Below are 24,881 nucleotides of genomic sequence, written 5' to 3'. Positions count from 1 at the left end.
GAGAGAAAATTTGAAGATAACTTTCATAGGTGGAGCTCAAAGTGTGACAGGTTCATGCTACCTTTTTGATCTTGAAGGCAAAAAATTTCTGGTAGATTGTGGTATGTTTCAAGGTGGTTTGACTGAAGAACTGCTCAACTATGAATCATTTCCTTTTAATCCGTCAGAAATTGAATTTGTCATTCTTTCTCACGCTCATATTGACCATAGCGGAAGAATTCCAAAACTCTATAAGGATGGATTTAGAGGAATAATTTGTACAACAGATGCGACAATGGACTTGTGTAGTATTATGTTGCCAGACAGCGCTCATATTCAGGAAAGCGAGATTGAATGGAAGAATAGAAAAAGGAAAAGAGAAGGGAAAAAACTACTGCTACCGCTTTATACCTTAGAAGACGCAGAAAATGTCTTAAAACATTTTAGAGGCGTAAAATATGGTCAGAGAATTCAAATAGACAAAAATTTGAGTTTTGTTTTTAAGGATGCTGGACATATGCTTGGTTCAGCTATAGTTGAGCTCTATGTGAAAGAAAATGGTAAGGAGTACAAACTTGTTTTTTCTGGTGATTTAGGGAACAGAAATGTTCCTATTTTGAAAGACCCTACAATAATAGATGATTGCGATTATCTGTTCATTGAAAGCACTTACGGCAATAGGCTTCATGTAGACGTTGAAAACAAATCTAAAAAACTTATAAATATAATAAGTACAACTATTTCAAATGGTGGAAAGGTTATAATTCCATCTTTTGCAGTTGGGAGAACACAGGAAATATTATATGAGATTGCAAAAGAAATTAGCACTGATTCTGAAGAGGCTAAAATTATAAGAAATGTAGAGATTTTTGTTGACAGCCCACTTGCAACTTCTGCAACTGCCATCTACAAAAAACATATAGATTATTTTGATACAGAGGCAGCTATGTTTATAAAAAATGGTATATATCCTCTTGAGCCACCTAATTTGAGGTTTATAAAATCTGTGGATGAGTCAAAATGGTTAAATGAGTATGACAAAAGTTGTATAATAATTTCTTCAAGTGGGATGTGTGAGGCAGGAAGAATAAAGCATCATCTTAAACATAATTTATGGAATGAGAAAAACACTGTGCTCTTTGTCGGTTATCAGGCACCAAACACTCTCGGAAGAAAGCTTTTGGATGGACAGAAGAAGGTAAAGATATTTGGTGAAGAGGTAGAAGTAAGAGCAAAGATAGAGTATATCGAGGCATATTCTGGTCATGCAGATAAAAGTGGGCTTTTTTCGTGGATTGAACAGATGAATCAAAAACCAAAGAAGATTTTTGTGGTCCATGGCGAGAAGGAAGTTCAGTTCGAATTTGCAAAAGAATTACAAAACCGGTTTAAAACAGATGTCATTGTTCCTATGCGTGGCGAGGTGTATGAAATTGCACCTGAATACGTTACACAAAGTGAAAGGTTATTCTCGGAACTTCCTTCATTTGTCAATCTTTCAGTACTTGCTCAGATTGAAGAGATTGAATATGAACTGAATAGACTAAAGGAAGGTATAAAAAACTCTGCTATTTCTCCAGAAAGGCTATCTACACTCAATTCGAATTTAGAAGAACTGAGATACCTTCTCAGTCTTGCGTTGAATGATTATTGAAAATGTTTATCTTATATCAACATTTTTAAGAATAAACAGTTTATCTTCAAATTTAAAGTAGATATTTATTGCAAAAATATTATATGGTAATAGATGAAATTTAGCATAGAATTTTGCTTTATACAACATAGGTTGGTCTTGAGGAAAATTTTCTATTTCAAAATAAGGAATTGGATAATATTTTTGTTTTGTGGCTGCATCTTCAATGTAAATATATTCAAAAGCAGCTTTATTAATCCTCTTTTTTTCTAAGTTTTCTATTATAAGAGTTAAACCAAAATAACTCTGATTTCCGGTAACCTGTGAGTATGTGATATAAAATTTTTCCTTTGTCACTTTTTCAAGGCTAACTTTTGTATTCTGTACGATCACTGAGTATTGTGATTCTCCGTAGCGGATTGATAAATTAGAAGGCTCATGGTAAACGTATATATGTTTATCCGAATTTTTAATAATAAATATGCTCAAGATTATATAAACCGCACATAATGTGTAGAGTATACGAATAAATCTTCTTTTCATCTTTTCTTTCTACTAACAAAACGATAATGTTTAGTACATTATCATTATATTTAAGAAGGGTAATTTGTTTGATACAAAAAAACAAAAGAAACTGAGGTGAAACAATGAGATTTTTAGATGCTGGTGAAACACATGGAAAAGCTTTGATAGCCATAATAGAAGGATTTCCTGCACATGTAAAAATAGATATAGAAAATATAAACCATCTTTTACAACTACGTCAAAGGGGTTATGGAAGAGGGAAGCGAATGGAAATAGAAAAGGACAGAGTAAAAATTTTATCAGGAGTCAGAAACTCTTTTACCACAGGAGCCCCTATTACATTGATGATTGAAAATAGGGATTACGAAAACTGGAAAAGTTTTATGGATGCAACGCAGTGTGATGTAGATACCAAAAAAGTGACAGTTCCACGGCCTGGTCATGCAGATTTGGCTGGTTGTTTAAAATATGAGTTTGATGATGCAAGAAATGTATTGGAAAGAGCCAGTGCAAGAGAAACTGCTATAAGAGTAGCAGTTGGAGCTGTTTGTGAAGAACTTTTGAAAATGTTTGGCATTAAACTTTACAACCACGTTGTTGAGATTGGTAGGGTACGGCTTACAAAATCGTATTCATTTAATGACACAGAACTTTTTGAACAGGCTTTATCTTCTTCAGATCTGTTTTGTATTGACAAGGAAGCTGAAATGAAGATGAAAGAGGAGATTGATATAGCAAAACAAATAGGTGATAGCGTGGGTGGGATTGCTGAGGTAATTTGCAAAAATGTTCCATATGGTATTGGTAGCCATGTTCACTGGGACAGAAAACTTGACGCCCAGATTGCTCACTCTGTAATGAGTATTCAGTCTGTAAAAGGTGTTGAAATTGGTATGGGATTTGAAGCGGCAAGGCGGTTTGGTTCTGAAGTTCATGATGAAATTTATTATGATGATAAGAAAGGTTTTTATCGAAAGACAAACAATGCAGGTGGTATAGAAGGCGGAATTTCAAACGGCATGGATATTGTTGTTCGGGCTGCTTTCAAGCCAATTCCAACTCTATATAAGCCCCTCAAAAGTGTAGATATAAGAACATTTCAACCTGCTGAGGCAGCAGTAGAAAGGTCTGACATATGTGCTGTGCCGGCAGGAAGTATTGTCATGAGAGCGGCAATTGCGTATGTTCTGGCAAATGCTTTAATAGAAAGGTTAGGAGGAGATTCTGCTAAGACTATGTTAGAAACTTTCAAAAGAATTTATAATAAAGGGTAAAATACATATACCCTCACATCCATGGGCATACTAATTAGATGTGGGGGTGTTTTTTTGTAATGAAAGCAAGGGTATTTGTTCTTATATTTGCATTAATAATAACTACAGCATTTGGTAAGATATGCTATGCAAATGAAAAAAAGAATTTACCACAACTGAGCTCTAAATCTGCAATAGCTATTGAATGGGTAACAGGGAAGATTCTCTTTGAAAAAAACAAGGATTTAAAACTTCCAATGGCAAGCACAACCAAAATAATGACAGCAATCCTGGTGTTAGAAAACTGTGATGTAAATAAAGAAATTGAAATTCCGCCACAGGCTGTGGGAGTTCCAGGGTCATCTATGTACCTCGAAAAAGGAGAAAAACTGAAAATAATAGACCTTTTATATGGACTTATGCTTTCTTCTGGGAATGATGCTGCTGTCGCCTTGGCAATAGCAACAGCTGGTGATGTAAAAAGATTCGTTAAACTTATGAACAAGAAAGCAAAAGATCTTGGCCTTTCAAACACTGTATTTTCATCTCCACATGGCTTGGAACAAGGTCAGCATTATACAACAGCTCACGACCTTGCAAAACTTACCGCATACGCTATGAGAAATCCAATATTTCGACAGATAGTAAAAACCAAAGATATAGAAGTACCATGGACTACAAGACCTTACAATAGAATTCTAAGAAACAAAAACAAGATGTTAAGATTATATCCTGGTGCTGATGGTGTAAAAACTGGATTTACAAAAAAGGCGGGTAGGTGTCTTGTCACTTCTGTTTGCAGAGATGATTTTAGAGTCATATGTGTGGTTTTGAATGCTCCGGATATGTGGAATGATACGCAAAAGATTCTCAACTATTGTTATAACAACTTTAAAGTGGTAAAACTTCTACCTGATGAAATGGGTTATGTAAAAGTTAAAAACGGAAAAAGTGATTGGGTAAAAGTTGGAACAACATATAAATGTTATTGGGTAGTGGAATCAAGTTGTTTGCCAAAATTAGATGTAATTTTGCAGGTAGCAGAAGCGCCTATTGAAAAAAACAAGGTGATTGGTAGGTTGAATGTGTATCTTAAAAATGAAAAACAGAGCCTCCCACTTGTTGCATTACAAGAATGTCCAAGAAAGTCTTTATGGGACAGAATAAAAGAAAAATTGTTTGAAAATAGAATTAGACAAAAATAAATTTAGCGTGGACGAAAAATCCACGCTAAATTTATTTTTTCTTATTTTTCCATAAACGGTTCAAGCTCTTTGAGCAGTTCATCGCAGTTGTCTGAATGAATTTCTACCTTAATTGGTTTGCTAAGGTCCAAACTAAATATACCCATGATAGATTTTGCGTCAACAACATACCTTCCTGATGTAAGGTCAATATCAAATGGGTACTTGCTAACAATGTTGACAAAGTTCTTGACAGCATCAATTGTGTTCAGCTTTACTGTTACTGTTTTCATTTTAAATTCCTCCCTTCACAACAAAAATAATACTCATTATTTATCATATCATGTTTATGAGCTTTAAATCAATTAACTCCTTACACATTTTCTATACCCTTTTTTCATAGAAAAATAACAATTAAAGATATATTTTTAGCTCTTCACTAATTGGCTGCTAAATATTATAATATAACTTAAATGTGGAGGTGAACAAATTAAATTGAAGATTGCCTTTTATACACTTGGATGTAAGGTCAATCAGTATGAAACCCAGGCAGTAGCTGAACTTTTTAAAGAAAGCGGGTTTGAGATTGTCGACTTTGACAGCAAAGCAGACGTGTACGTGATAAATACCTGTACAGTTACCAACATAAGCGATAGAAAATCACGACACGCAATAAAAAAGGCTAAAAAACTTTCTCCGCAAAGTATCGTAGTTGTAATGGGATGTTACCCGCAAGTGTATCCCCAAGAGGTTGAAAAGATAGAAGATGTAGATATCATAATTGGAACAAAAGATAGACAAAAGATTGTTGATTATGTTAGACAATATTTGGAGGACAAAAAGAAAATTGTAGCAATAAATGAAGATTATAAAAGAGAAGCATTTGAAGAGCTTAAGATATCAGAATTTAATGAGCGTAGCCGTGCTTTCATAAAGATAGAAGAAGGTTGTGACCAGTTTTGTTCTTATTGTATAATCCCGTATGCAAGGGGAGCAGTTAGAAGCAGAAGTTTAAAAAGTATAGAAGAAGAGGTTATAAGGCTTGTTCAGAAGGGATACAAAGAATTTGTTATTACAGGAATTAACATCTCATCTTATGGGAAGGATTTGGATGGGAAGGTTACACTTATAGATGTTATTGAGAGGGTAAATAAGATTGAAGGTGTTAAAAGAATCAGACTGAGTTCTTTAGAACCGGTTATAATGAATGGTGAATTTATAGAGAGGTTACTTAGTTTTGACAAACTGTGCCATCATTTGCATCTTTCCCTTCAAAGTGGCAGTGATAAAATATTGAAACTTATGAACAGACATTACACTACAGCACAGTATCAAAGTATAGTAGATAGAATAAGAGAAAAATGGGATGATGTAGCATTTACAACCGATATTATAGTGGGTTTTCCGGGCGAAACAGAAGAAGATTTCAACGCTACTTTAGATTTTGTTCAGAAAATAGGTTTTTCAAGGATTCACGTGTTCAGGTTTTCTCCAAAGAAGGGTACTAAAGCATATGAGATGCCAAACCAAGTAGATAGCAAAGAAAAAGAAAGACGAAGCAAGATAATGAAAGAAGTGGCAGCGAGCCTTTCATATCAATTTCATAGTAAGTTTGTTGGGAAGACGTTAGAAGTTTTGATTGAACAGGATTCTGATTTTGACGGATATTATGAAGGGTATTCAGGAAATTATATCCGTACTCTAATAAGGAAAAGTCATATGATAGTACATGGGGAAATTTACAAAGTTAAGATTACACAGGCTTATAGACAATATGTTAAAGGAGAAATAATTCAATAAAAAATACAAAAAGGTGGTGTGTAGGATTGAACACTGACATAGCAAATTTAAAAAACCAATGCATAGAAGAACTATCAAGAATCAAAAGTTTGCAGGAACTTGAAGATTTTCAGGTCAAATATTTAGGTAAAAAAGGCATTTTGAAAAGTAAGTTAAAAGAACTATCAAAGCTTGAACCAGCAATTCGTGCTCAAGTGGGAAAAGAATTAAATAGTCTGAGAGAGTACCTTGAGGAAAGCATTGCTATCCAGCGAAAAAGGTTTTTAGAGGAAGAGAAGCAAAAGAGGATACAAAGTGAACGCATTGATGTGACTATACCTGGCAAAAGAGTGGAAATAGGAGCCATTCATATTCTTTCTCAGGTTCAAAATGAAATAGCAGAAATCTTTTTAAATATGGGGTATGAAATTGCGGAGGGACCAGAAGTAGAGCTTGATTATTATAACTTTGAAGCATTGAATATCCCAGCTGACCATCCTGCACGAGATACACAAGATACTTTTTATATTTCTGAAGACGTACTTTTGAGAACGCATACCTCCCCTGTTCAAATCAGGGTTATGAAAAGTAAAAAGCCTCCAATTAAAATAATTTCTCCTGGAAGGGTGTACAGGTCAGACGAGGTGGATAGCACACACTCTCCTATTTTTCATCAAATAGAAGGACTATTTGTTGACAAAGGTGTTACAATGGCTGATTTAAAAGGGACACTTGAAGTGTTTGCAAAGAGATTTTTTGGTGAACAGACCAAGGTTAGGTTCAGACCACATCATTTTCCGTTTACTGAACCTTCGGCCGAGGTTGATATTTCATGTATCTTCTGTGGTGGGAAAGGATGTAGAACATGTAAGGGTGAAGGTTGGATAGAAATACTTGGTGCAGGAATGGTTCACAGAAAGGTTCTTTTGAACTGTGGGATTGATCCAGATATATATACTGGTTTTGCATTTGGTATGGGTGTTGAAAGAATAGCACTTTTGAGATATGAGATTGAGGACATTAGGCTCTTTTACGAAAATGATTTGAGATTTTTGAAACAATTCAGATAAAACTTTATACAGAAGGAGTGAAGAATATTGAAGGTTTCATTAGAATGGTTGAAAAGTTATGTTGATATAGATTGTTCGGTAGATGAGCTTGTTGATAAACTTACTATGAGCGGAACAAAGGTTGAGGGATATGAGAAGAGACTTGAGAATATTAAAAATGTTGTAGTGGGTAAGATTTTAGAAATTTCTTTGCACCCTCATAACCAGAATCTTTTTGTTTGTAAAGTAGATATAAAAGATAAAATACTTACAATAATAACTGCAGCAAAGAATGTAAAAGAAGGTTTATATGTTCCTGTAGCAAAACCAGGTGCTGTCTTAGAAAATGGTAAAACAATTGATGTTCTTGAGTTCAAGGGAATATTATCGGAAGGAATGCTATGTTCGCTGGAAGAGCTTGGACTTACCCGCGGAGAGTTTCCATATGCTGACGAGAATGGGATATTTATACTTGAAGGTATGGATGACAGCATGATAGGGAATGACATAAAGATTGCACTTGGAATAGATGATGTGATAATTGATTTTGAGATAACCTCAAACAGGCCCGACTGTTTGAGCATTGTGGGTATTGCAAGAGAGATAGCTGCTATTTTAAACAAACCTCTGAAGTTTCCAAATGTAAGTTTCAAAGAGACAGATGAATTGATAAAAAATTATATAGATAATATTGAAATTCAAGATAAAAAGATTTGCAGAAGGTATATCGGAAGAGTTATAAAAAACGTAAAGATTGAACAGTCACCTCTGTGGCTAAGAAGAAGACTTGTGGCTTGCGGTATAAGACCAATAAATAATATTGTTGATGTAACAAATTATGTAATGCTCGAGATGGGTCAGCCTCTTCATGCATTTGACCTCAACAAGATTTGTGGCAGAAATGTTTTTGTAAGACTTGCAAGTGATGGTGAAAAGATTATAACTCTTGATGGTGTAGAGAGGGTTTTGCGGTCATCTGACATTGTTATTGCAGATGAAAACAGAGCCATAGCAGTTGCAGGTGTGATGGGAGGATTAGATACTGAAGTTGATGAGAGTACAAAAGTTGTACTTTTAGAGTCTGCAACTTTTAATCCCGCAATGGTAAGAAGGACAGCACGATATTTAGGACTTAGAACAGAGGCTTCAAACAGGTTTGAAAAAGGTTTGAGCCCATACTTTGCAGAACTCGCAATTCAAAGAGCGTGCGCTTTGATTGAACAAATTGGAGCAGGCGAGATTGTAAAAGGAGCTGTAGATACCTATGTTGACCCATGGCAGCAAGTAGAAGTAAAAGCTGATTTTTCATATATAGAAAAACTTCTTGGTCTTAGAATTGAAAAAGATGAAGTGGTGAATATTCTTAGCAGACTTGAAATAAAATATGACGAAGTAAAAGATGTATTTATAGTACCACCTTTTAGGACTGACATTGAAGATATGGCTGACATTTCTGAAGAAGTTATAAGAATATATGGGTATGATAAACTACCTTCAAGGGTTTTCATGGGAAGTGCTATTTCGTCTGGTCTCACCCAAAAGCAAAAAATAGTAAACAATATAAAAATTTTTCTTGCCAACAGTGGTTATTATGAAATTTATTCATATTCATTTGAATCGCCAAAAGTTTATGAGATTTTAAAAGGGTATAACTTGGATGATGCTGTCAAGATTTTAAATCCACTCGGTGAAGATTTTTCTATCATGCGAATGCAGCTTATGTCTTCTGTATTAAAAACAGTTTATCTCAATATATCCCGAAATATAAAAGACGTAAAAGTATTTGAGCTATCTACAGTATTTAAAAAATCTAATGAAAAACTTCCGCATGAAAAACTTGTTTTAGCAATAGGAAGTTCGGCTCAGGATTTTTATTCTCTAAAGGGTGTACTTGAAAATCTTTTTGACATGCTTAGAATAAAAGATGTTAAGTTTTCATCGCAACATCAAAATCCAAATTTGCATCCTACACGTTCAGCAAAGATTTATACCGATGAAAGTTTTCTTATAGGCTACATTGGAGAAGTCCATCCGGATATATTAGAAAGATTTGACATACCTGTAAGAGTTGTATATGCAGAACTTTTTATAGATGAGCTGCTTGAGGCTGAGAAGGAAGAAAAGAGGTATGTTCAACTTCCGAAATATCCAGCTATTGAGAGAGACTATGCATTTGTTGTACCAGATGATGTAGAAAGCAGGGTTATTGAAGAAATCTTCAAAAAATATAGCTCTGACATTTTAGAAGAGTTTCGTCTGTTTGATGTTTACAAGGGACAACAAATAAAGCAAGGTTTCAAAAGCTATGCCTATAGAGCAATTTTCAGGTCAAAATCAAAAACACTTTCAGATAGTGATATTAACCAGATTCAAGAGAAGATTTTAGATGAGCTTAAAAACTACAATATAAGTTTGCGGGAGTAGAAAGATATGGAATGGCTAAAAGAATTAAATGAGCAGCAAAAAGAGGCGGTTCTTTCAACAGAAGGGCCGCTTTTAGTATTGGCTGGTGCAGGTTCAGGGAAAACTCGTGTCATAACATATAGAATAGCATATATATTGAATATGGGATTAGCAGATCCTGGCAATATTCTTGCAATTACGTTTACAAACAAAGCTGCTGATGAGATGAAAGAAAGAATAAAAAGGCTTGTTAGCACCCAATCATTTTCAGAGATGTGGGTGTCTACTTTTCATGCTGCGTGTGCAAGGATTTTGAGAATGGAAGCTCATAATATAGGATTTTCAAACAACTTTGTAATATTTGATACACAGGATAGAAACCAGCTTTTGAAAGAGTGTTTTGACAAATTAAACATTGACCCCGAAAAACTTGATATTAGATATGTATCAAGGCATATTAGCAATCTCAAAAATCAGTTAATTGGACCTTCTGATGTATACAGATACGGTGAGGTCGATGGTCGTGTTGTTGAAGTGTATAAACTTTACAATAAACTTTTAAAAGAATACAATGCGTTTGACTTTGATGACCTTCTGTATTACACTGTAGTTCTTTTTGAAACAAACCCTGACATTCTGGAAAAGTATCAGAATAAGTTTAAATACATCTTGGTAGATGAGTATCAGGACACAAATCATGCTCAGTTTTACTTTGTTTATTTACTTTCACAAAAACACAGAAATATCTGTGTTGTTGGTGATGACGACCAGAGTATATACAGTTTCAGAGGAGCAAATATAAAAAATATTTTGGAATTTGAAAAGGTTTTTAGCGATGCCAAGGTAATAAAATTAGAAAAAAACTATAGGTCTACAAAGACAATACTATCAGCTGCAAATGAGGTTATAAAAAACAATAATTACAGAAAATTTAAAAAATTGTGGACAGATAACATTGATGGCGAAAAGATTTTTCTGTACTCAGCTTTTGACGAAGTAAATGAAGCGGAGTTTGTTGCATCGAGTGTGAAAAATCTTATTGAAAGCGGGATTTCACCCTCAGAAATAGGAGTGCTCTACCGAACAAATGCTCAATCTGTAAACTTTGAGAATGCACTTTCAGCTTATTCTGTACCCTATAAAGTTGTAGGTGCTTTGCGATTTTATGAAAGAAAAGAAATAAAAGATATAATTGCTTATTTGAGACTCATTACAAATCCGCATGACGATTTGAGCCTATTTAGGATTATCAATGTACCCAGAAGGGGTATAGGAAACAGTACCATAGAGAAAGTAAAAGTTTTAAGTGAAGAGTATAATGTTTCTGCATATACCATTTTACTTGAGCGAGCAAAGTTTAATTTTGACAAAAAGACATATGAAAGGCTGAATGGCTTTATATCTCTGATAGAAGATTTGAAAGCTGAGGCAGAAAATTTATCTGTATCTGCAGCTATTAAACTTGTGCTTGAAAAGACAGGGTATTTAGAAAGTTTGCTCAGTAGCAAAAGTGAAGAGGAGTTTCAAAGAGCTAAAAATATTGAACAGCTTATAAGCACTGCAGCTATTTTTGAAGAAGAAAATGAAGAGCCAACCTTGCAAAATTTTTTGAACTCTATTACTTTGAGTTCTGAAGATGAAGATACTCAAAAAGAAGAGAAAGTTTCACTTATGACAGTTCATGCTGCAAAAGGATTGGAATTTGAAGTTGTCTTTCTCACAGGGCTTGAAGAAGGATTGTTTCCGCTTGTTAGGGCAGAAGAACCCATTGATGCTGAAAAGGAACTTGAAGAAGAAAGAAGACTGTGTTATGTTGCAATTACCAGAGCAAAAAAGCTTCTTGTTCTGACATATGCTAACAATCGAAGAGTATTTGGCAGGTTTTCTTCACGACAAAGGTCTTGTTTTATTGAGGAGATTCCTCAAAGATACATTCAAGTTGTCTATAGTCCTATTACTAAAACTCACCAAACATTTTCTGTCAAGATTGATCAATCTGAAGATTTTTCTGTTAGCAATTTACAGGTTGGAAACAAGGTACAGCATGGAAAGTTTGGAGTTGGAAAAGTTATCTGGCTTTCAGATGATATGAGAGAGGTAGTAGTAGATTTTGAAAAGATAGGTCAGAAAAGACTACTTCTGTCATATGCAAATCTCAAGAGGATTGGTTGATGGAAAGATGAAAGAGGTTGTGTTAGAGATTTTAAAGAATAAGGCGCTTGAGGTTGGCGTTGTTAGCTGGTTTGTTGCACAGTTTTTAAAGATTGTGATAGCATTTATCATGACACGAAAAGTTAATCTTAAATGGTTTATAAGCTCTGGAGGAATGCCAAGTTCTCATTCAGCGTTTGCATGTGGTCTTTCAACTGCTGTAGGACTTATAGATGGATTTAGTTCAACCAATTTTGCTATTTCATTAACATTCACTTTAATTGTAATGTACGATGCAGCAGGAGTAAGAAGAGAGGCTGGGAAACAGGCACAGACTTTAAATGAAATAATTGAGATGTATCTTTCACCACATTACAAGCCTCAATATAAACTAAAAGAGCTCATAGGTCACAAACCTACAGAAGTCTTTGCAGGAGCTATAGTTGGAATATTAATTGCCACAATAATGATTTGAAGCAAAACAAAAGCTGTGATATAATAATATTCTGAAAACTGAATAATCCAAGAATGTTAAATGGGATAGGGTGATGCAGTATCCTAGTCAGAGTGGCTGCTTTCGAAGGCGGGCCTAAAAATCCGCCAAAGGGCACACCGATGAAGTTCCTGGTTCCGGCTTCTGACGCCCAGTCAGGGGTTGGAGCTGGGAGTAAGGGTTAAGGGAGTCCTGCAATGGCATGCAGGATGCAACCCTTTTCCCGTGGAGGCTAACGCACAAAAAGAAAGAAGCTTTTTGTGCGTTAGTAAAACCTACCGCCAGGTGCGTCCTTTTAAAAAAGGATGTGCTTGGGGTAGTGTAGCCTGCCTTGAGCGGAATAGACGGATGGCCGAATTTCCGGCCTTCCTAAAAATAGGGCCCGTTTTTAGGAAGGTCTTGGGGCCTGAAATCTATTTCGCAAAAGAGGCTAGAAAGCATGCCCTCTGTCGAGGAAAGCTCCTAGGCTGTGCCATGTATTGGCTTTACGAAGGGGATTAAAGTGCGGACTAAGTGGCGATCTGGTTGTGTGTTGGGCAACCGCACACCCAAACTTTTAAAGGGAAACCGCCTCCTGGCGACGGGAGGTAAGTTTGGGGGAAATCCTACCAGACCTTAAGCCGCAAAATTTACCCTTCGTAAAATCACCCTATCCCAATAAATTTATGTATTTTTCAAATAGTATGTCTTAGGAGATGAAAAATGAAAAATAAGAAGAAAATTCAGAATAGAAAACGAGAATATTTCAAATGGACATTAATATTGTTTATTTTATCGTTTTTATTGTCGGCTACTCTAAACTACATTTCAAGCTATGTATCAGAAAGATTACCTGTAATAATTTCATTTATACTTTTATTTTGTATAATTTTATTAGGAATAATCTTTGACATAATTGGGATTGCTACAACCGCAGCTGATGAGGTTCCTTTTCACGCGATGGCTGCAAAGAAAGTAAAAGGGGCAAAGGTGAGTGTATGGCTCATAAAAAATGCAAGCAAAGTGTCTTCTATTTGCAACGATGTTATAGGAGATATATGCGGAATATTGAGTGGAGCACTTTCTGCAAGTATTGTATTTTATATGGCAAAAAATAGCAAAGCCAATCCCATTCTTCTTTCTATACTTCTGACTGCAATAGTTGCTGGTATAACAATATCTGGCAAGTCAATCGGAAAATATTTTGCAATCCAAAAGAGCAATGAGATTGTAAAAATATGTGGGAAAGTACTTGGAATATTTTTAAAAATGTAACTTGGGAAGTGAGAGGTATTGGGTATATTAGAAAAAGTAAACTATCCTGAAGATATAAAAAGATTGAGTATATCTGAACTTTATGAACTTGCTGAAGAAATAAGAGAATTTCTGTTGTATAACATCGCCAATACAGGTGGACACTTGGCGGCAAATTTGGGAGTTGTTGAGCTAACTCTTGCTCTGTTAAAAGTATTTGATCCACCAAAAGATAAAATTGTGTGGGATGTAGGACATCAATGTTATGTTTATAAGATTTTGACAGGACGAAAGCAAAAATTTAACACTTTAAGGAAATTTGGTGGTTTGAGCGGTTTTCCAAAATCAAAAGAAAGCATTTATGACTCGTTTGATACTGGACACAGTTCTACTTCTATTTCTGTTGCATTGGGATTTGCAGTTGCACGTGATCTTAAAAACGAAGACTACGATGTGATTGCGGTAATAGGAGATGGAGCTTTAACTGGAGGACTTGCATATGAAGGGCTCAATAATGCAGGCAGATATAATGGTAAACTTCTTGTTATTTTGAATGACAATGACATGTCAATCTCCAAAAATGTTGGTGCGATTGCAAAATATCTATCAAAGGTACGAACAAAACCACGTTATTTTAAATTGAAAAAGGCTACTGATAGTTTGGTAGAAGGAATTCCGATTGTTGGGAAAAACTTAAGCAAGTTTGTGAGAAAAGTAAAAGGAAGTTTAAAATATTTTTTCTTTCCTGGGACTTTGTTTGAAGCTCTTGGATTTGAATATTATGGACCTATTGACGGTCATGATATAGAAAGACTTTGTGAGGTATTCAAAAGTGTTAAAGATTTTGAAAGACCTGTTTTGGTTCATGTTGTTACACAAAAAGGTAAAGGATATGAACATGCTGAAAGATTTCCAGAAAAATTCCATGGTGTTCCACCATTTGACATAGAAACAGGAAATCACTTATCTGACAATACTTCAAAGACATTTTCTGAGGTTTTAGGTGATAAGCTTTGCGAGCTTGCCAAGCGCAATCCAAAGATATTAGCAATTACCGCTGCAATGCCTGATGGTACTGGTCTTAGCAAGTTTGCAATAATGTATCCTCAAAGATTTTTTGATGTTGGAATAGCAGAGGAACATGCGGTCACTTTTGCAGGTGCTCTTGCTAAAGAGGGATTTAAACCGTTTGTGGCTATATATTCAACCTTCCTGCAAAGAGCTTTTGACCAGATTATTCATGATGTGTGTCTTCAAAATTTGAATGTGGTCTTCTGTGTAGACCGAGCAGGTCTTGTAGGCGAGGATGGAGAAACACACCATGGAAGTTTTGATATATCGTATTTGAGCCTAATTCCAAACTTGACATTGATGGTGCCAAAGGATACAAAAGAATTTGAAATGATGTTGGAATTTGCAGCTTTCTACCAGGACGGTCCTATTGCAATAAGGTATCCACGCGGGAGCTGTAAGCAAGTTGGTCTTTACGATGAAATTAAACTTTCTGAACCAGAGATATTAAAACAAGGAGAGAATCTGGCTATATTTTCTATTGGAAGACATGTTTCAATATTGTATGATATTATTAGCAAAAACAAGTTGGATGTAACACTGGTAAATGTGAGATTTATAAAACCTTTGAATACTAAAATTATAAAAAGAATAGTAAATACACATAAAAAAATTTTAATTGTAGAGGACAACAGTATTATCGGTGGACTTGGTGAAAAAATAAAAAGTATTATAGCTGAAGAAAAATCAGTAGAGATTAAGCACATAGCTATACCTGATAGATTTATTCCTCATGGTTCAATTTTTCAGCTTTATTCTATGCTCGGGATGGACAGAGAGAACTTAACAAAAATTGTTATGGAGCTGATAGAGAGTTGAAAAAGAGGGCTGATTTACTTCTTGTTGAAAAAGGTCTGGTAGAATCACGTGAAAAGGCAAGAGCATTAATTTTGAGTGGTAACGTATATGTGAATAATCAAAAAATAGAAAAAGCAGGGGAAATGATAGATGAAAGGAGCCAGATAATAATTAAAGAGCCACTAAAATATGTCAGCAGAGGCGGTCTTAAACTTGAAAAGGCTTTAGATTTTTTTAAAATTTCGGTTGAAGGCAAAATAGCCCTTGACATTGGTGCTTCAACAGGAGGATTTACAGACTGTTTGCTCCAACATGGCGCTAAAAAGGTTTACTGTGTTGATGTTGGATATGGTCAGCTTGCATGGAAGTTAAGAGAGGACCCGAGAGTAGTAAATTTTGAAAAGACTAATTTTAGGTACTTTGACAGAAAAAGTATTCAGGATAAAATTGATATTATAGTATGCGATGTCTCCTTTATTTCTTTGAACCTAATTGCAGAGAAGGTAAAAGAGTTCATGGAGAATAGCACAGAAGGTATTTTGCTAATAAAACCCCAGTTTGAAGCAGGAAGAAAGGAGGTTGGAAAAAGAGGAGTTGTAAAGTCTAAGGAAACTCATAAAAATGTGATCAAAAAGGTAATTGATCACTATTTTTCTCTCGGAATCTCAATCAAGGGTCTGACATATTCGCCAATCACAGGGCCAGAGGGGAATATAGAGTATCTTCTCTATATTAAAATGGAAGATGAGACCGAAAATAACATAGTTGACATTACGATAGAAGAAATTGTCAACCAAGCCTTTGAAACATTCGGTCAGAAAAAGTAAAAATTTGGAGGTTATTTGTTATGAAATTAACAAAGATTAAGGAACTTTTAAATTGCAGGGTTTATTTCGAGCCTGAAGATCTATGTAACGAAGAATTTTTAAATGCATGTGGCTCTGACCTTATGAGTGACGTTTTGGCATTTGTAAAAGAAAAGGTGATTTTATTGACAGGTCTTGTAAATCCTCAAGTGGTAAGGACTGCAGAGATGATGGATATAAAAGCTGTGATAATTGTTCGAGGAAAACAACCATCTGAAGAAATGTTAAAACTTGCAAAAGAAAAGTGTATAGCTCTTCTTGGAACTGACTATCCAATGTTTCAAGCATGTGGAATACTTTATGAAAACGGACTTGGGAAAGAAAGGTGCTGCTGAGAAAGATGCTGCTTGAGCTGGAATTTGAGATTGAGCCAGGTAATTTTATATTAGCAGGGGAAGCTTCTTCTAAGATTAAGGAGACTCTAAAGAAACTTGGTGTAAAACCAGAGATACTTAAAAAAGTTGCAATTGTCTCTTATGAAGCAGAGATGAATATTGTTATACATTCTTTTGGTGGGATTTTAAAAGCCGTAATTTCAAAAGATAAGATTGAAATAGTAGCTCAAGATGATGGACCTGGCATTGAAGATATTGAGCTTGCTATGAAAGAAGGATATTCCACCGCTCCAGAAGAGATAAGAAACTTGGGATTTGGAGCAGGTATGGGTCTTCCAAACATGAAGAAGTATTCAGATTATTTTGAGATTGAATCACAAAAAGGAAAAGGTACAAGGGTATATATGGTTATTTACAATAAATGACTATCTTTAATATTTAGGGAAGTGAATAATAAATGAAAAATTTACATTCTATAATGCTTGACAAAGAAAAATGTAAAGGATGTACAAACTGTATTAAAAGATGTCCAACTGAAGCCATTAGAGTTCGAAACTCAAAAGCAAGGATTATTGACCAAAGGTGCATAGACTGCGGAGAGTGCATAAGGACATGCCCGTACCATGCGAAATATGCCATTACTGACAGTTTAGAGGAAATCAATAAATTTCAATATAAAGTTGCACTGCCAGCCCCTTCGTTTTACGCTCAGTTTGAGGTTGATGATGTGAATAAGCTTCTGTATGCTTTGCTTAACCTTGGGTTTGATGATATATTTGAGGTAGCAAAAGCAGCTGAGATAGTAACCCACTTTACAAAGCAGTTTATTCTTTCTGAGAAAAACAAAAAACCAGTAATTTCCTCTGCATGCCCAGCAGTTGTAAGGCTTATTCAAACAAAATTTCCGGACTTAATCGAGAATATTCTGCCAATTGCTTCACCTATGGAAGTTGCTGCATATATTGCTAAGAAAAAGATACATAAAGAAAAAGGAATTGATGAAGACAAAATAGGCGCTTTTTTTATATCTCCATGTGCAGCAAAGATGACATATATAAATAATCCTCTTGGTTTTGAGCGTTCATACGTGGATGGAGTAATAGCGATAAAAGATATTTATGGACTTGTAAGAAGTAAACTAAGAGAAATAAAAGTTATAAAGCCTCTTTCAATTACCTCAGGCAAAGGTATTGGATGGGCAGCATCAGGTGGCGAAAGCTTGGCGTTGGAAATTGAAGAGTATATAAACGTTGATGGTATTCACAACGTAGTTAAAGTTTTAGAAGAGATTGAAAATGGCAGGCTCAAAGACATCACATATTTTGAAGGTCTTGCTTGCACTGGTGGGTGTGTTGGAGGGCCTCTTGCAGTAGAAAATCCGTATGTTGCCAAAAATCGTATTAAAAGATTGTCTTCCAAATTAAAAGACAAAGAAGAGAGTCTTTCAGCGTGGACAGCGGAAATTATTAATAGTTTTTCTCTCAGGCTTGAGGATGTTCTTTTTGAAAAAGAGTTGGAGACAAATCCTGTGCTTGAACTTGACTCTGACATTGAAAGAGCTATGGAAAAGTTTGAAAAGGCAAATAATATCCTAAGTATACTTCCGGGTTTGGACTGTGGTGCTTGTGGTTCACCTACATGCAAAACTCTTGCCGAGGATATAGTGCGTGGTTTTGCCAATGATACAGATTGTATTTTTATTCTTAGGGAAAACATAAAAGAGCTTGCAAACAAGATGGTTGAGCTTTCGAATAAACTACCACCATCACTTGAAAGGAATGATGAGTAGTGCCAAGCATTTTAGATTTATGCAGGTATTTTGAATTGGCAAATGGGATTGTAAAGGATGAACAGTATGAAAATGTATATATTGGAGATGTTTTAAGTTTTGCAATATCGCATATTAAGGACAATAGTATATGGATTACCATTCAAAACAATGTAAATGTGGTTGCTATAGCAACTCTCAGAGAAGTAAAAGCAATAATCTTGACAGAAGGAGTAAAGCCCGACGCTGATATGCTTCAAAAATCAATAGAGCAGCAAATTCCAATTTTTACAACAGAACTTTCACATTTTGAAACAGCAAGGTTGCTGATTCTTAAAGAAAAGGGAGATAAAAATGAAGCTTTATTATGACCTTCATATTCATTCGTTGCTTTCTCCGTGTGCAGACAATGATATGACACCACATAATATAATAAATATGGCAAAGTTAAAGGGATTAGATGTTATATCTGTTACAGACCATAACTCCACATTAAACCTTGAAAATTTTTTGGAAGTAGCAAGTTTACTTGACATTTTATTTATACCTGGAATTGAGATTGAAACAGAAGAGGAGATTCATGTTCTGCTGTATTTTAAGCACAAAGATGTTTCAATTATCAGAGAATTTCAGGGCATTATTGACAAACATTTACCTTTTGTTAAGCTCAGAGAAGATATTTATGGTAATCAATACATTGTTGATACACAGGACAATATAATTGGAAGCTATGAAAAACTTCTTCTCCAACCACTTACTCTAAACTTAAAACAGGTTTATGAGGTTTCCAAATTCTACAACATGGTTTTTATCCCTGCTCATATAGACAGACAATCTTTTGGTGTAATTGGAAGGCTTGGTTTTTTGCCTGAAGAGCTAACTAATTTGACCTTTTTAGAGTTATCTGGCACCAATGAAATAGAATTTACCAAGTTTCTCCCTCAAAACAAAGATTATATTTTTCTCCATTCCTCAGATGCCCATCATCTGTGGGAGATAAATGAAAGGGAATTTTTTATTGAAAGTGATATACTGTATACAATATTTTTCAATTAAATTCTCCAAAATTTATACTTCATTTATAACCCATTGTATGTTACAATATTAACAGTAGCTTTAACTCCATATGTTAAATTTCTAACAATAGAAGGGGGATGCAGATTTATGTCTTGTTGCCAGGGTAAGAATCTGACAGAAGAGAATTTCAAAAAACTTGATGAGATTATTGAAAAAAATAAATCAAGAAGAGGGGCTTTAATTCCAGTTTTACATGAGGCACAGGAGCTTTTTGGATATTTGCCCTATGAAGTTCAAAAAAGAATAGCAGAAGGACTCAATATACCCATGGCGGAGGTTTACGGTGTTGCAACATTTTATACGCGCTTTACGTTAAAGCCGACAGGTGACCATAAGATAAGTGTATGCATGGGTACAGCTTGTTATGTTAAAGGTGCAGATAAAATTTTGGATAAGTTAAAAGAACTTTTAAAGATTGATGTAGGTGAAACAACAGAAGATGGAAAATTTTCGATTGAAGCGACAAGATGCTTAGGAGCTTGCGGACTTGCTCCAGTTGTTGTGATTGACAATACTGTTTACGGGAAATTGAGTGTGGATGATGTTAAAGATATTTTGTCAAGATATTAACTTAACAAATTGACAATGGTAAGAAAATATAAGGTGATATAATTGAACGAGATTTCGCTTTATATCCTTGACCTTGTTCAAAATTCGATAGAAGCAGGTGCAAGTTTAGTTAAGATTGAAATTGTCGAAGATTTGAAAGAGGACCTTTTTACCATTACAATAGAGGATAACGGCAGAGGTATTCCCAAGGATGTTATTGATAAAGTAACAGACCCTTTTTACACTACAAGAAAAACGCGAAAAGTAGGACTTGGTCTTTCTTTAGCAAAACAAGTTGCAATGGACTGTGAAGGAAGCTTTGAAATTGAAAGGCTCGAAAGAGGCACTAAAATAGTGCTAAAACTGAAACATTCTCATATAGACAGACCTCCTCTTGGAAATATTACAGAGACCCTACTTGCACTTATAAGTGGAGCACCAAATGTAGATTTTACATTTTGTTACAGAAACAATCAAAGTGAATTTATTTTTGATACGAAAAGCATTCGAGAGATTTTGGGCAATGATGTTCCTTTGAATACTCTGAGCATTCTTGACTTTATACGTGGTCAGTTAGAAAGAGGTTTATCAAATTTAACCGGAGGTGCAAATAATAAATGATTAAATCTATTCAAGAGCTTGAAGAAATAAGGAAAAAAGCGTTAGAAGAGCTTGAGTTCAGAAAACAGCAGGGCGAAGGTATAAGAGTTGTTGTTGGTATGGCAACATGTGGAATAGCAGCAGGTGCAAGACCTGTTATGCTAAAATTTATTGAAGAGATTCAAAAAAGAAATTTAAAAAACGTTACAGTTGTTCAAACTGGTTGTATTGGACTTTGCAAGTATGAGCCAATTGTAGAGGTTTATGAACCAAATAAAGAAAAGGTCACATATGTCAAGATGACGCCTGAGAAGGTCACAAGGGTTGTTGCAGAGCATTTGGTAAATGGAAAGCCGGTTTATGAGTATACAATTGGTTATGAAGAAAATAAAGAAGCAAATAACTAAAAGGAGGGAAGGCTAACATGCCATTGTACAGATCGCATGTTCTTGTATGTGGTGGGACAGGTTGTACATCAGGTGGGTCAGATAAAATTTATGATGCTTTCATTAAAGAAATAGAAGAACAAAACCTAAAAGATGAAGTTCAGGTAATTCGCACTGGATGTTTTGGTCTTTGTGCGGAAGGTCCAATTGTAATTGTTTATCCTGAAGGAGCATTTTACAGCAAAGTTGCAGACTCTGATGTAAAAGAGATTGTGGAAGAGCATCTTTTAAAAGGAAGAATAGTAAAGAGGCTTTTGTATAAAGAATCCATAGAAGAAGGTCAGATAAAATCATTAAATGAGGTTAAATTCTATAAAAAACAGATGCGAATTGCTCTTAGAAACTGCGGTGTTATAAATCCAGAAAATATTGAAGAATATATTGCATATGATGGATACAAGGCTTTGGCAAAGGTTCTTACAGAAATGACACCTGAACAGGTGATTGACTGGGTAAAAAGGTCAGGTCTTAGAGGAAGAGGTGGCGGTGGATTTCCAACAGGACTCAAATGGGAGTTTGCAGCAAAAGCTCCAGGTGATGTTAAGTATGTTGTTTGCAACGCAGACGAAGGTGACCCAGGAGCGTACATGGACAGAAGCATCTTAGAAGGTGACCCGCATTCTGTAATTGAAGCAATGGCTATCGCTGGATATGCGATTGGCTCAAAGCAAGGTTACGTTTATGTCAGAGCAGAGTATCCATTGGCAGTAAAGAGATTAGAAATTGCTATTGAACAAGCAAGACAGTATGGACTTTTGGGTAAGAATATACTCGGCACAGGATTTGAATTTGATATCGAGATAAGGCTTGGTGCTGGTGCATTTGTCTGCGGTGAGGAGACAGCGCTGATGACATCAATTGAAGGGCACAGAGGAGAACCAAGACCAAGACCACCATTCCCAGCTGTAAAAGGTTTGTGGGGAAAACCTACTTTACTTAATAACGTTGAGACATACGCAAACATTCCAGTGATAATTCTAAAGGGACCAGAGTGGTTTGCATCAATTGGAACAGAGAAGAGTAAAGGGACAAAAGTTTTTGCACTTGTTGGAAAGGTTAACAATACAGGTCTCATTGAGGTGCCAATGGGAACAACTGTAAGAGAGATAGTTGAGGATATTGGTGGTGGAATTCCTGGCGGCAAGAAATTTAAGGCAGTTCAAACAGGTGGACCATCAGGTGGATGTATTCCAGCATCGCTTATGGACACACCAATTGACTTTGATTCTTTGACTGCACTTGGTACAATGATGGGATCTGGCGGTATGATTGTAATGGATGAAGACACCTGTATGGTTGATATAGCAAAATTCTTTTTAGAATTTACAGTTGACGAGTCATGCGGAAAATGTCCACCATGTAGAATAGGGACAAGAAGAATGCTTGAAATTTTGCAGAAGATAACAAGCGGAAATGGCACAGAAGAGGATTTAGAAAAGTTAGAAGAACTTGCATACTCAATAAAAGACAGTGCTCTTTGTGGACTTGGTCAGACTGCACCAAACCCTGTTTTAAGCACGCTGAGATATTTCAGAGATGAATATGAAGCACATGTAAAAGAAAAAAGATGTCCAGCAGGTGCTTGCAAGGCACTGCTCAGGATTGTGATAGATAAAGACCTTTGCAAAGGTTGTGGCATATGTGCTAAGAATTGTCCTGCAAATGCTATCACAGGACAGATTAAAAAGCCTTTTGAGATTGATCAGAGCAAATGTATCAAATGCGGTGTTTGCATAGAGAAGTGTCCGTTTAAAGCAATCTCCAAGAAGGCATAATCAAGGGAGGGTATGACAAATGGAAATGGTAAATATAATAATAGATGGCAAGAAGATTCAGGTACCAAAAGATTATACAGTGCTTCAAGCAGCACGCGAAGCAGGAGTTGAGATTCCAACTCTGTGTTATCTCAAAGGTATAAATGAAATTGGTGCTTGCAGAATGTGCGTTGTTGAAGTAAAAGGGGCAAGAAGTTTGCAGGCTGCTTGTGTTTATCCTGTGTCAGAAGGCATGGAGGTCATCACAAACAGTGAAAGGGTAAGAAGAGCAAGAAAGGTTAATCTTGAACTTATTCTTTCAAATCATGACAGGAGCTGCTTGACATGTGTCAGAAGTGGAAACTGTGAACTTCAAAAACTCGCAGAAGATTTAAATGTTAAGCAGATTAGATATGAAGGTGAAAATATAAGAAGACCTCTCGATGATTTTTCACCTTCTGTTGTAAGAGATCCAAATAAATGTATACTTTGCAAAAGATGTATAAATGTTTGTAGGAATGTTCAAGAGGTTGGAGTTATTAATGCAAATTACAGAGGTTTCAGAACAATTATATCCACCGCATTTGACAGAAGTTTGAATGATGTTGCATGTACAATGTGCGGTCAATGTATTCAGGCTTGCCCAGTTGGAGCTTTAAGAGAAAAAGACTCAACAGACATTGTGTGGAAGGCTTTAGCAGACAAGAACAAATATGTTGTTGTTCAAGCGGCCCCAGCTGTGAGAGTTGCGCTTGGTGAAGAGTTTGGACTTCCAATTGGTACAAGAGTTACCGGCAAGATGGTAACTGCTCTTAAGATGCTTGGATTTGACAAAGTATTTGATACAGACACAGGCGCAGACCTTACCATTATGGAAGAAGGTACAGAGCTTATTAACCGAATTAAAAGCGGTGGTAAGTTACCGCTAATAACCTCATGTTCACCAGGCTGGATAAAGTTCTGTGAGCACTACTTTCCAGAATTTTTAGACAACTTATCAACCTGCAAATCACCACATGAGATGTTTGGGGCTATTTTAAAGACATACTTTGCACAGAAAATGGGAATTGACCCTGCAAACATGTTTGTTGTATCTGTCATGCCATGTACCGCTAAGAAATTTGAAGCTCAAAGAGAAGAACTTGCTGCAAGTGGATATCCAGATGTTGATGCAGTATTGACGACAAGAGAGCTCGCAAGAATGATAAAAGAAGCGGGAATTGACTTTGTGAACTTGCCAGATAGCCACTTTGACGATCCAATGGGAGATGCAACAGGTGCAGGTGTCATCTTTGGAACAACAGGTGGTGTAATGGAAGCAGCACTGCGAACTGTATATGAAGTGCTAACAGGAAAAACACTTGAAAATGTCGAAATTACTCAAGTTCGTGGCCTTGAAGGAATAAGAGAGGCTGAGATTGATGTTGGCACTATGAAGATTAAAGCAGCTGTTGCACATGGTCTTGCAAACGCTAAAAAACTTCTTGAAATGGTCAAAAACGGAGAAAAAGAGTATCATTTTATAGAAATTATGGCATGTCCCGGTGGCTGCATAATGGGTGGTGGACAGCCAATTGTTCCTGCAAAGGTAAAAGAAAAAGTAGATGTTGCAAAGCTAAGAGCAAGAGCAATATACGACGAAGATAGGTCCCTGCCAATAAGAAAGTCTCATGAAAACCCTGCTGTAAAAAGATTATATGAAGAGTTTTTAGACCATCCAAATAGTGAAAAAGCTCATCATATTCTGCATACACACTATAAAAAAAGACCACTATACTGATCTTAATTTAAACCTTAAGAAAAAAGAAGCTGGTAATACTGATTTGCCAGCTTCTTTTTTTATCAAAAGTTATTTTTTTTGTAACATATTAATGATATAATAGAATATCAGAGAGCCAAGAAAGACTGCACAAAATTCACTACTATAGAGGAAAG

General features: G+C 35.7%; 23 protein-coding genes. 21 read left to right on the top strand and 2 right to left on the bottom strand.

Going from position 1 to position 24,881, the window contains the following annotated elements; genetic code table 11:
• Window positions 1–10: 10 nt before the first annotated feature.
• On the top strand, window positions 11–1,633 hold the full coding sequence (locus tag CALKRO_RS07210; protein WP_013430386.1) for an MBL fold metallo-hydrolase RNA specificity domain-containing protein: 1,623 nt from the start codon (window positions 11–13) through the stop codon (window positions 1,631–1,633).
• Between the two features lie 6 nt (window positions 1,634–1,639).
• On the opposite strand, the gene CALKRO_RS07205 is transcribed toward CALKRO_RS07210, so the two are convergent.
• The gene (locus CALKRO_RS07205) at window positions 1,640–2,155 is read right to left on the bottom strand and encodes a hypothetical protein (protein WP_013430385.1); all 516 of its coding nucleotides are present in this window, start codon (window positions 2,153–2,155) and stop codon (window positions 1,640–1,642) included.
• Window positions 2,156–2,259: 104 nt separating this feature from the next.
• Between CALKRO_RS07205 and aroC the strand changes: the two genes are divergently transcribed.
• Window positions 2,260–3,411 carry a chorismate synthase gene (gene aroC, locus CALKRO_RS07200; protein ID WP_013430384.1) on the top strand — a complete coding sequence of 384 codons (1,152 nt, stop codon included), beginning with the start codon at window positions 2,260–2,262 and terminating at the stop codon, window positions 3,409–3,411.
• A 59-nt stretch (window positions 3,412–3,470) separates the two neighbouring features.
• On the top strand, window positions 3,471–4,595 hold the full coding sequence (locus CALKRO_RS07195; RefSeq protein WP_013430383.1) for a D-alanyl-D-alanine carboxypeptidase family protein: 1,125 nt from the start codon (window positions 3,471–3,473) through the stop codon (window positions 4,593–4,595).
• Window positions 4,596–4,636: 41 nt separating this feature from the next.
• Here the strand turns inward: CALKRO_RS07195 and CALKRO_RS07190 are convergent, their stop codons facing one another.
• Window positions 4,637–4,867: an HPr family phosphocarrier protein gene (locus CALKRO_RS07190; protein WP_013403334.1), complete on the bottom strand. Its 231-nt coding sequence runs from the start codon at window positions 4,865–4,867 to the stop codon at window positions 4,637–4,639.
• Window positions 4,868–5,069: 202 nt separating this feature from the next.
• Between CALKRO_RS07190 and mtaB the strand changes: the two genes are divergently transcribed.
• The 18 genes from mtaB to CALKRO_RS07095 all read left to right on the top strand — a co-directional run bounded on the left by mtaB (window position 5,070) and on the right by CALKRO_RS07095 (window position 24,726).
• Window positions 5,070–6,374, top strand: coding sequence for a tRNA (N(6)-L-threonylcarbamoyladenosine(37)-C(2))-methylthiotransferase MtaB (mtaB, locus tag CALKRO_RS07185; protein ID WP_013430382.1), 1,305 nt, complete (start codon window positions 5,070–5,072; stop codon window positions 6,372–6,374).
• Window positions 6,375–6,400: 26 nt separating this feature from the next.
• Complete coding sequence (gene pheS / locus CALKRO_RS07180) at window positions 6,401–7,423, top strand: phenylalanine--tRNA ligase subunit alpha (RefSeq protein WP_013430381.1); 1,023 nt, start codon at window positions 6,401–6,403, stop codon at window positions 7,421–7,423.
• A 27-nt stretch (window positions 7,424–7,450) separates the two neighbouring features.
• Complete coding sequence (gene pheT, locus CALKRO_RS07175; protein ID WP_013430380.1) at window positions 7,451–9,826, top strand: phenylalanine--tRNA ligase subunit beta; 2,376 nt, start codon at window positions 7,451–7,453, stop codon at window positions 9,824–9,826.
• 6 nt (window positions 9,827–9,832) lie between these two features.
• Complete coding sequence (locus tag CALKRO_RS07170; RefSeq protein WP_013430379.1) at window positions 9,833–11,977, top strand: ATP-dependent helicase; 2,145 nt, start codon at window positions 9,833–9,835, stop codon at window positions 11,975–11,977.
• 7 nt (window positions 11,978–11,984) lie between these two features.
• A complete protein-coding gene (locus CALKRO_RS07165) occupies window positions 11,985–12,431 on the top strand; it encodes a divergent PAP2 family protein (protein ID WP_013430378.1) in 447 nt (148 codons plus the stop codon).
• Window positions 12,432–13,151: 720 nt separating this feature from the next.
• Complete coding sequence (locus CALKRO_RS07155) at window positions 13,152–13,703, top strand: hypothetical protein (RefSeq protein WP_013430377.1); 552 nt, start codon at window positions 13,152–13,154, stop codon at window positions 13,701–13,703.
• Window positions 13,704–13,721: 18 nt separating this feature from the next.
• The gene (gene dxs, locus CALKRO_RS07150) at window positions 13,722–15,572 is read left to right on the top strand and encodes a 1-deoxy-D-xylulose-5-phosphate synthase (RefSeq protein WP_013430376.1); all 1,851 of its coding nucleotides are present in this window, start codon (window positions 13,722–13,724) and stop codon (window positions 15,570–15,572) included.
• The gene (locus CALKRO_RS07145) at window positions 15,569–16,378 is read left to right on the top strand and encodes a TlyA family RNA methyltransferase (protein WP_013430375.1); all 810 of its coding nucleotides are present in this window, start codon (window positions 15,569–15,571) and stop codon (window positions 16,376–16,378) included. Before dxs ends, CALKRO_RS07145 begins: the two co-directional genes overlap by 4 nt.
• 20 nt (window positions 16,379–16,398) lie before the next feature.
• Complete coding sequence (locus CALKRO_RS07140) at window positions 16,399–16,752, top strand: hypothetical protein (protein WP_013430374.1); 354 nt, start codon at window positions 16,399–16,401, stop codon at window positions 16,750–16,752.
• A gap of 5 nt (window positions 16,753–16,757) precedes the next feature.
• Window positions 16,758–17,177, top strand: a complete 420-nt coding sequence (locus CALKRO_RS07135) for an ATP-binding protein (protein ID WP_013430373.1) — start codon at window positions 16,758–16,760, stop codon at window positions 17,175–17,177.
• A 32-nt stretch (window positions 17,178–17,209) separates the two neighbouring features.
• Window positions 17,210–18,541 (top strand): [Fe-Fe] hydrogenase large subunit C-terminal domain-containing protein, encoded by a 1,332-nt coding sequence (locus tag CALKRO_RS07130; protein ID WP_013430372.1) that lies wholly within the window; start codon window positions 17,210–17,212, stop codon window positions 18,539–18,541.
• Complete coding sequence (locus tag CALKRO_RS07125) at window positions 18,541–18,891, top strand: DRTGG domain-containing protein (protein WP_013430371.1); 351 nt, start codon at window positions 18,541–18,543, stop codon at window positions 18,889–18,891. Before CALKRO_RS07130 ends, CALKRO_RS07125 begins: the two co-directional genes overlap by 1 nt.
• Window positions 18,875–19,576: a PHP domain-containing protein gene (locus CALKRO_RS07120; RefSeq protein WP_013430370.1), complete on the top strand. Its 702-nt coding sequence runs from the start codon at window positions 18,875–18,877 to the stop codon at window positions 19,574–19,576. Before CALKRO_RS07125 ends, CALKRO_RS07120 begins: the two co-directional genes overlap by 17 nt.
• A gap of 108 nt (window positions 19,577–19,684) precedes the next feature.
• Complete coding sequence (nuoE, locus tag CALKRO_RS07115) at window positions 19,685–20,167, top strand: NADH-quinone oxidoreductase subunit NuoE (protein ID WP_013430369.1); 483 nt, start codon at window positions 19,685–19,687, stop codon at window positions 20,165–20,167.
• 42 nt (window positions 20,168–20,209) lie between these two features.
• Window positions 20,210–20,767: an ATP-binding protein gene (locus CALKRO_RS07110; protein ID WP_013430368.1), complete on the top strand. Its 558-nt coding sequence runs from the start codon at window positions 20,210–20,212 to the stop codon at window positions 20,765–20,767.
• Window positions 20,764–21,153 carry a (2Fe-2S) ferredoxin domain-containing protein gene (locus tag CALKRO_RS07105; protein ID WP_013430367.1) on the top strand — a complete coding sequence of 130 codons (390 nt, stop codon included), beginning with the start codon at window positions 20,764–20,766 and terminating at the stop codon, window positions 21,151–21,153. The genes CALKRO_RS07110 and CALKRO_RS07105 overlap by 4 nt, the downstream gene beginning before the upstream one ends.
• A gap of 17 nt (window positions 21,154–21,170) precedes the next feature.
• The gene (gene nuoF / locus CALKRO_RS07100; RefSeq protein ID WP_013430366.1) at window positions 21,171–22,967 is read left to right on the top strand and encodes an NADH-quinone oxidoreductase subunit NuoF; all 1,797 of its coding nucleotides are present in this window, start codon (window positions 21,171–21,173) and stop codon (window positions 22,965–22,967) included.
• 19 nt (window positions 22,968–22,986) lie between these two features.
• The gene (locus CALKRO_RS07095; protein ID WP_013430365.1) at window positions 22,987–24,726 is read left to right on the top strand and encodes an NADH-dependent [FeFe] hydrogenase, group A6; all 1,740 of its coding nucleotides are present in this window, start codon (window positions 22,987–22,989) and stop codon (window positions 24,724–24,726) included.
• Window positions 24,727–24,881: the final 155 nt, after the last annotated feature.

The sequence above is a fragment of the Caldicellulosiruptor kronotskyensis 2002 genome, assembly GCF_000166775.1.
Classification (GTDB): domain Bacteria; phylum Bacillota; class Thermoanaerobacteria; order Caldicellulosiruptorales; family Caldicellulosiruptoraceae; genus Caldicellulosiruptor; species Caldicellulosiruptor kronotskyensis.
This window is presented reverse-complemented; position numbering and strand designations above follow the sequence as displayed.

What these genes read in the sequence shown, in the direction of transcription:
- aroC (WP_013430384.1), top strand. Translation starts at nt 2,260, where the DNA reads ATGAGATTTTTAGATGCTGGTGAAACACATGGAAAAGCTTTGATAGCC.
- CALKRO_RS07195 (WP_013430383.1), top strand. Translation starts at nt 3,471, where the DNA reads ATGAAAGCAAGGGTATTTGTTCTTATATTTGCATTAATAATAACTACA.
- CALKRO_RS07105 (WP_013430367.1), top strand. Translation starts at nt 20,764, where the DNA reads ATGATTAAATCTATTCAAGAGCTTGAAGAAATAAGGAAAAAAGCGTTA.
- nuoE (WP_013430369.1), top strand. Translation starts at nt 19,685, where the DNA reads ATGTCTTGTTGCCAGGGTAAGAATCTGACAGAAGAGAATTTCAAAAAA.
- nuoF (WP_013430366.1), top strand. Translation starts at nt 21,171, where the DNA reads ATGCCATTGTACAGATCGCATGTTCTTGTATGTGGTGGGACAGGTTGT.
- CALKRO_RS07140 (WP_013430374.1), top strand. Translation starts at nt 16,399, where the DNA reads ATGAAATTAACAAAGATTAAGGAACTTTTAAATTGCAGGGTTTATTTC.
- CALKRO_RS07190 (WP_013403334.1), bottom strand. Translation starts at nt 4,867, where the DNA reads ATGAAAACAGTAACAGTAAAGCTGAACACAATTGATGCTGTCAAGAAC.
- CALKRO_RS07165 (WP_013430378.1), top strand. Translation starts at nt 11,985, where the DNA reads ATGAAAGAGGTTGTGTTAGAGATTTTAAAGAATAAGGCGCTTGAGGTT.
- CALKRO_RS07095 (WP_013430365.1), top strand. Translation starts at nt 22,987, where the DNA reads ATGGAAATGGTAAATATAATAATAGATGGCAAGAAGATTCAGGTACCA.
- CALKRO_RS07170 (WP_013430379.1), top strand. Translation starts at nt 9,833, where the DNA reads ATGGAATGGCTAAAAGAATTAAATGAGCAGCAAAAAGAGGCGGTTCTT.
- CALKRO_RS07155 (WP_013430377.1), top strand. Translation starts at nt 13,152, where the DNA reads ATGAAAAATAAGAAGAAAATTCAGAATAGAAAACGAGAATATTTCAAA.
- CALKRO_RS07205 (WP_013430385.1), bottom strand. Translation starts at nt 2,155, where the DNA reads ATGAAAAGAAGATTTATTCGTATACTCTACACATTATGTGCGGTTTAT.
- CALKRO_RS07130 (WP_013430372.1), top strand. Translation starts at nt 17,210, where the DNA reads ATGAAAAATTTACATTCTATAATGCTTGACAAAGAAAAATGTAAAGGA.
- CALKRO_RS07135 (WP_013430373.1), top strand. Translation starts at nt 16,758, where the DNA reads ATGCTGCTTGAGCTGGAATTTGAGATTGAGCCAGGTAATTTTATATTA.
- CALKRO_RS07120 (WP_013430370.1), top strand. Translation starts at nt 18,875, where the DNA reads ATGAAGCTTTATTATGACCTTCATATTCATTCGTTGCTTTCTCCGTGT.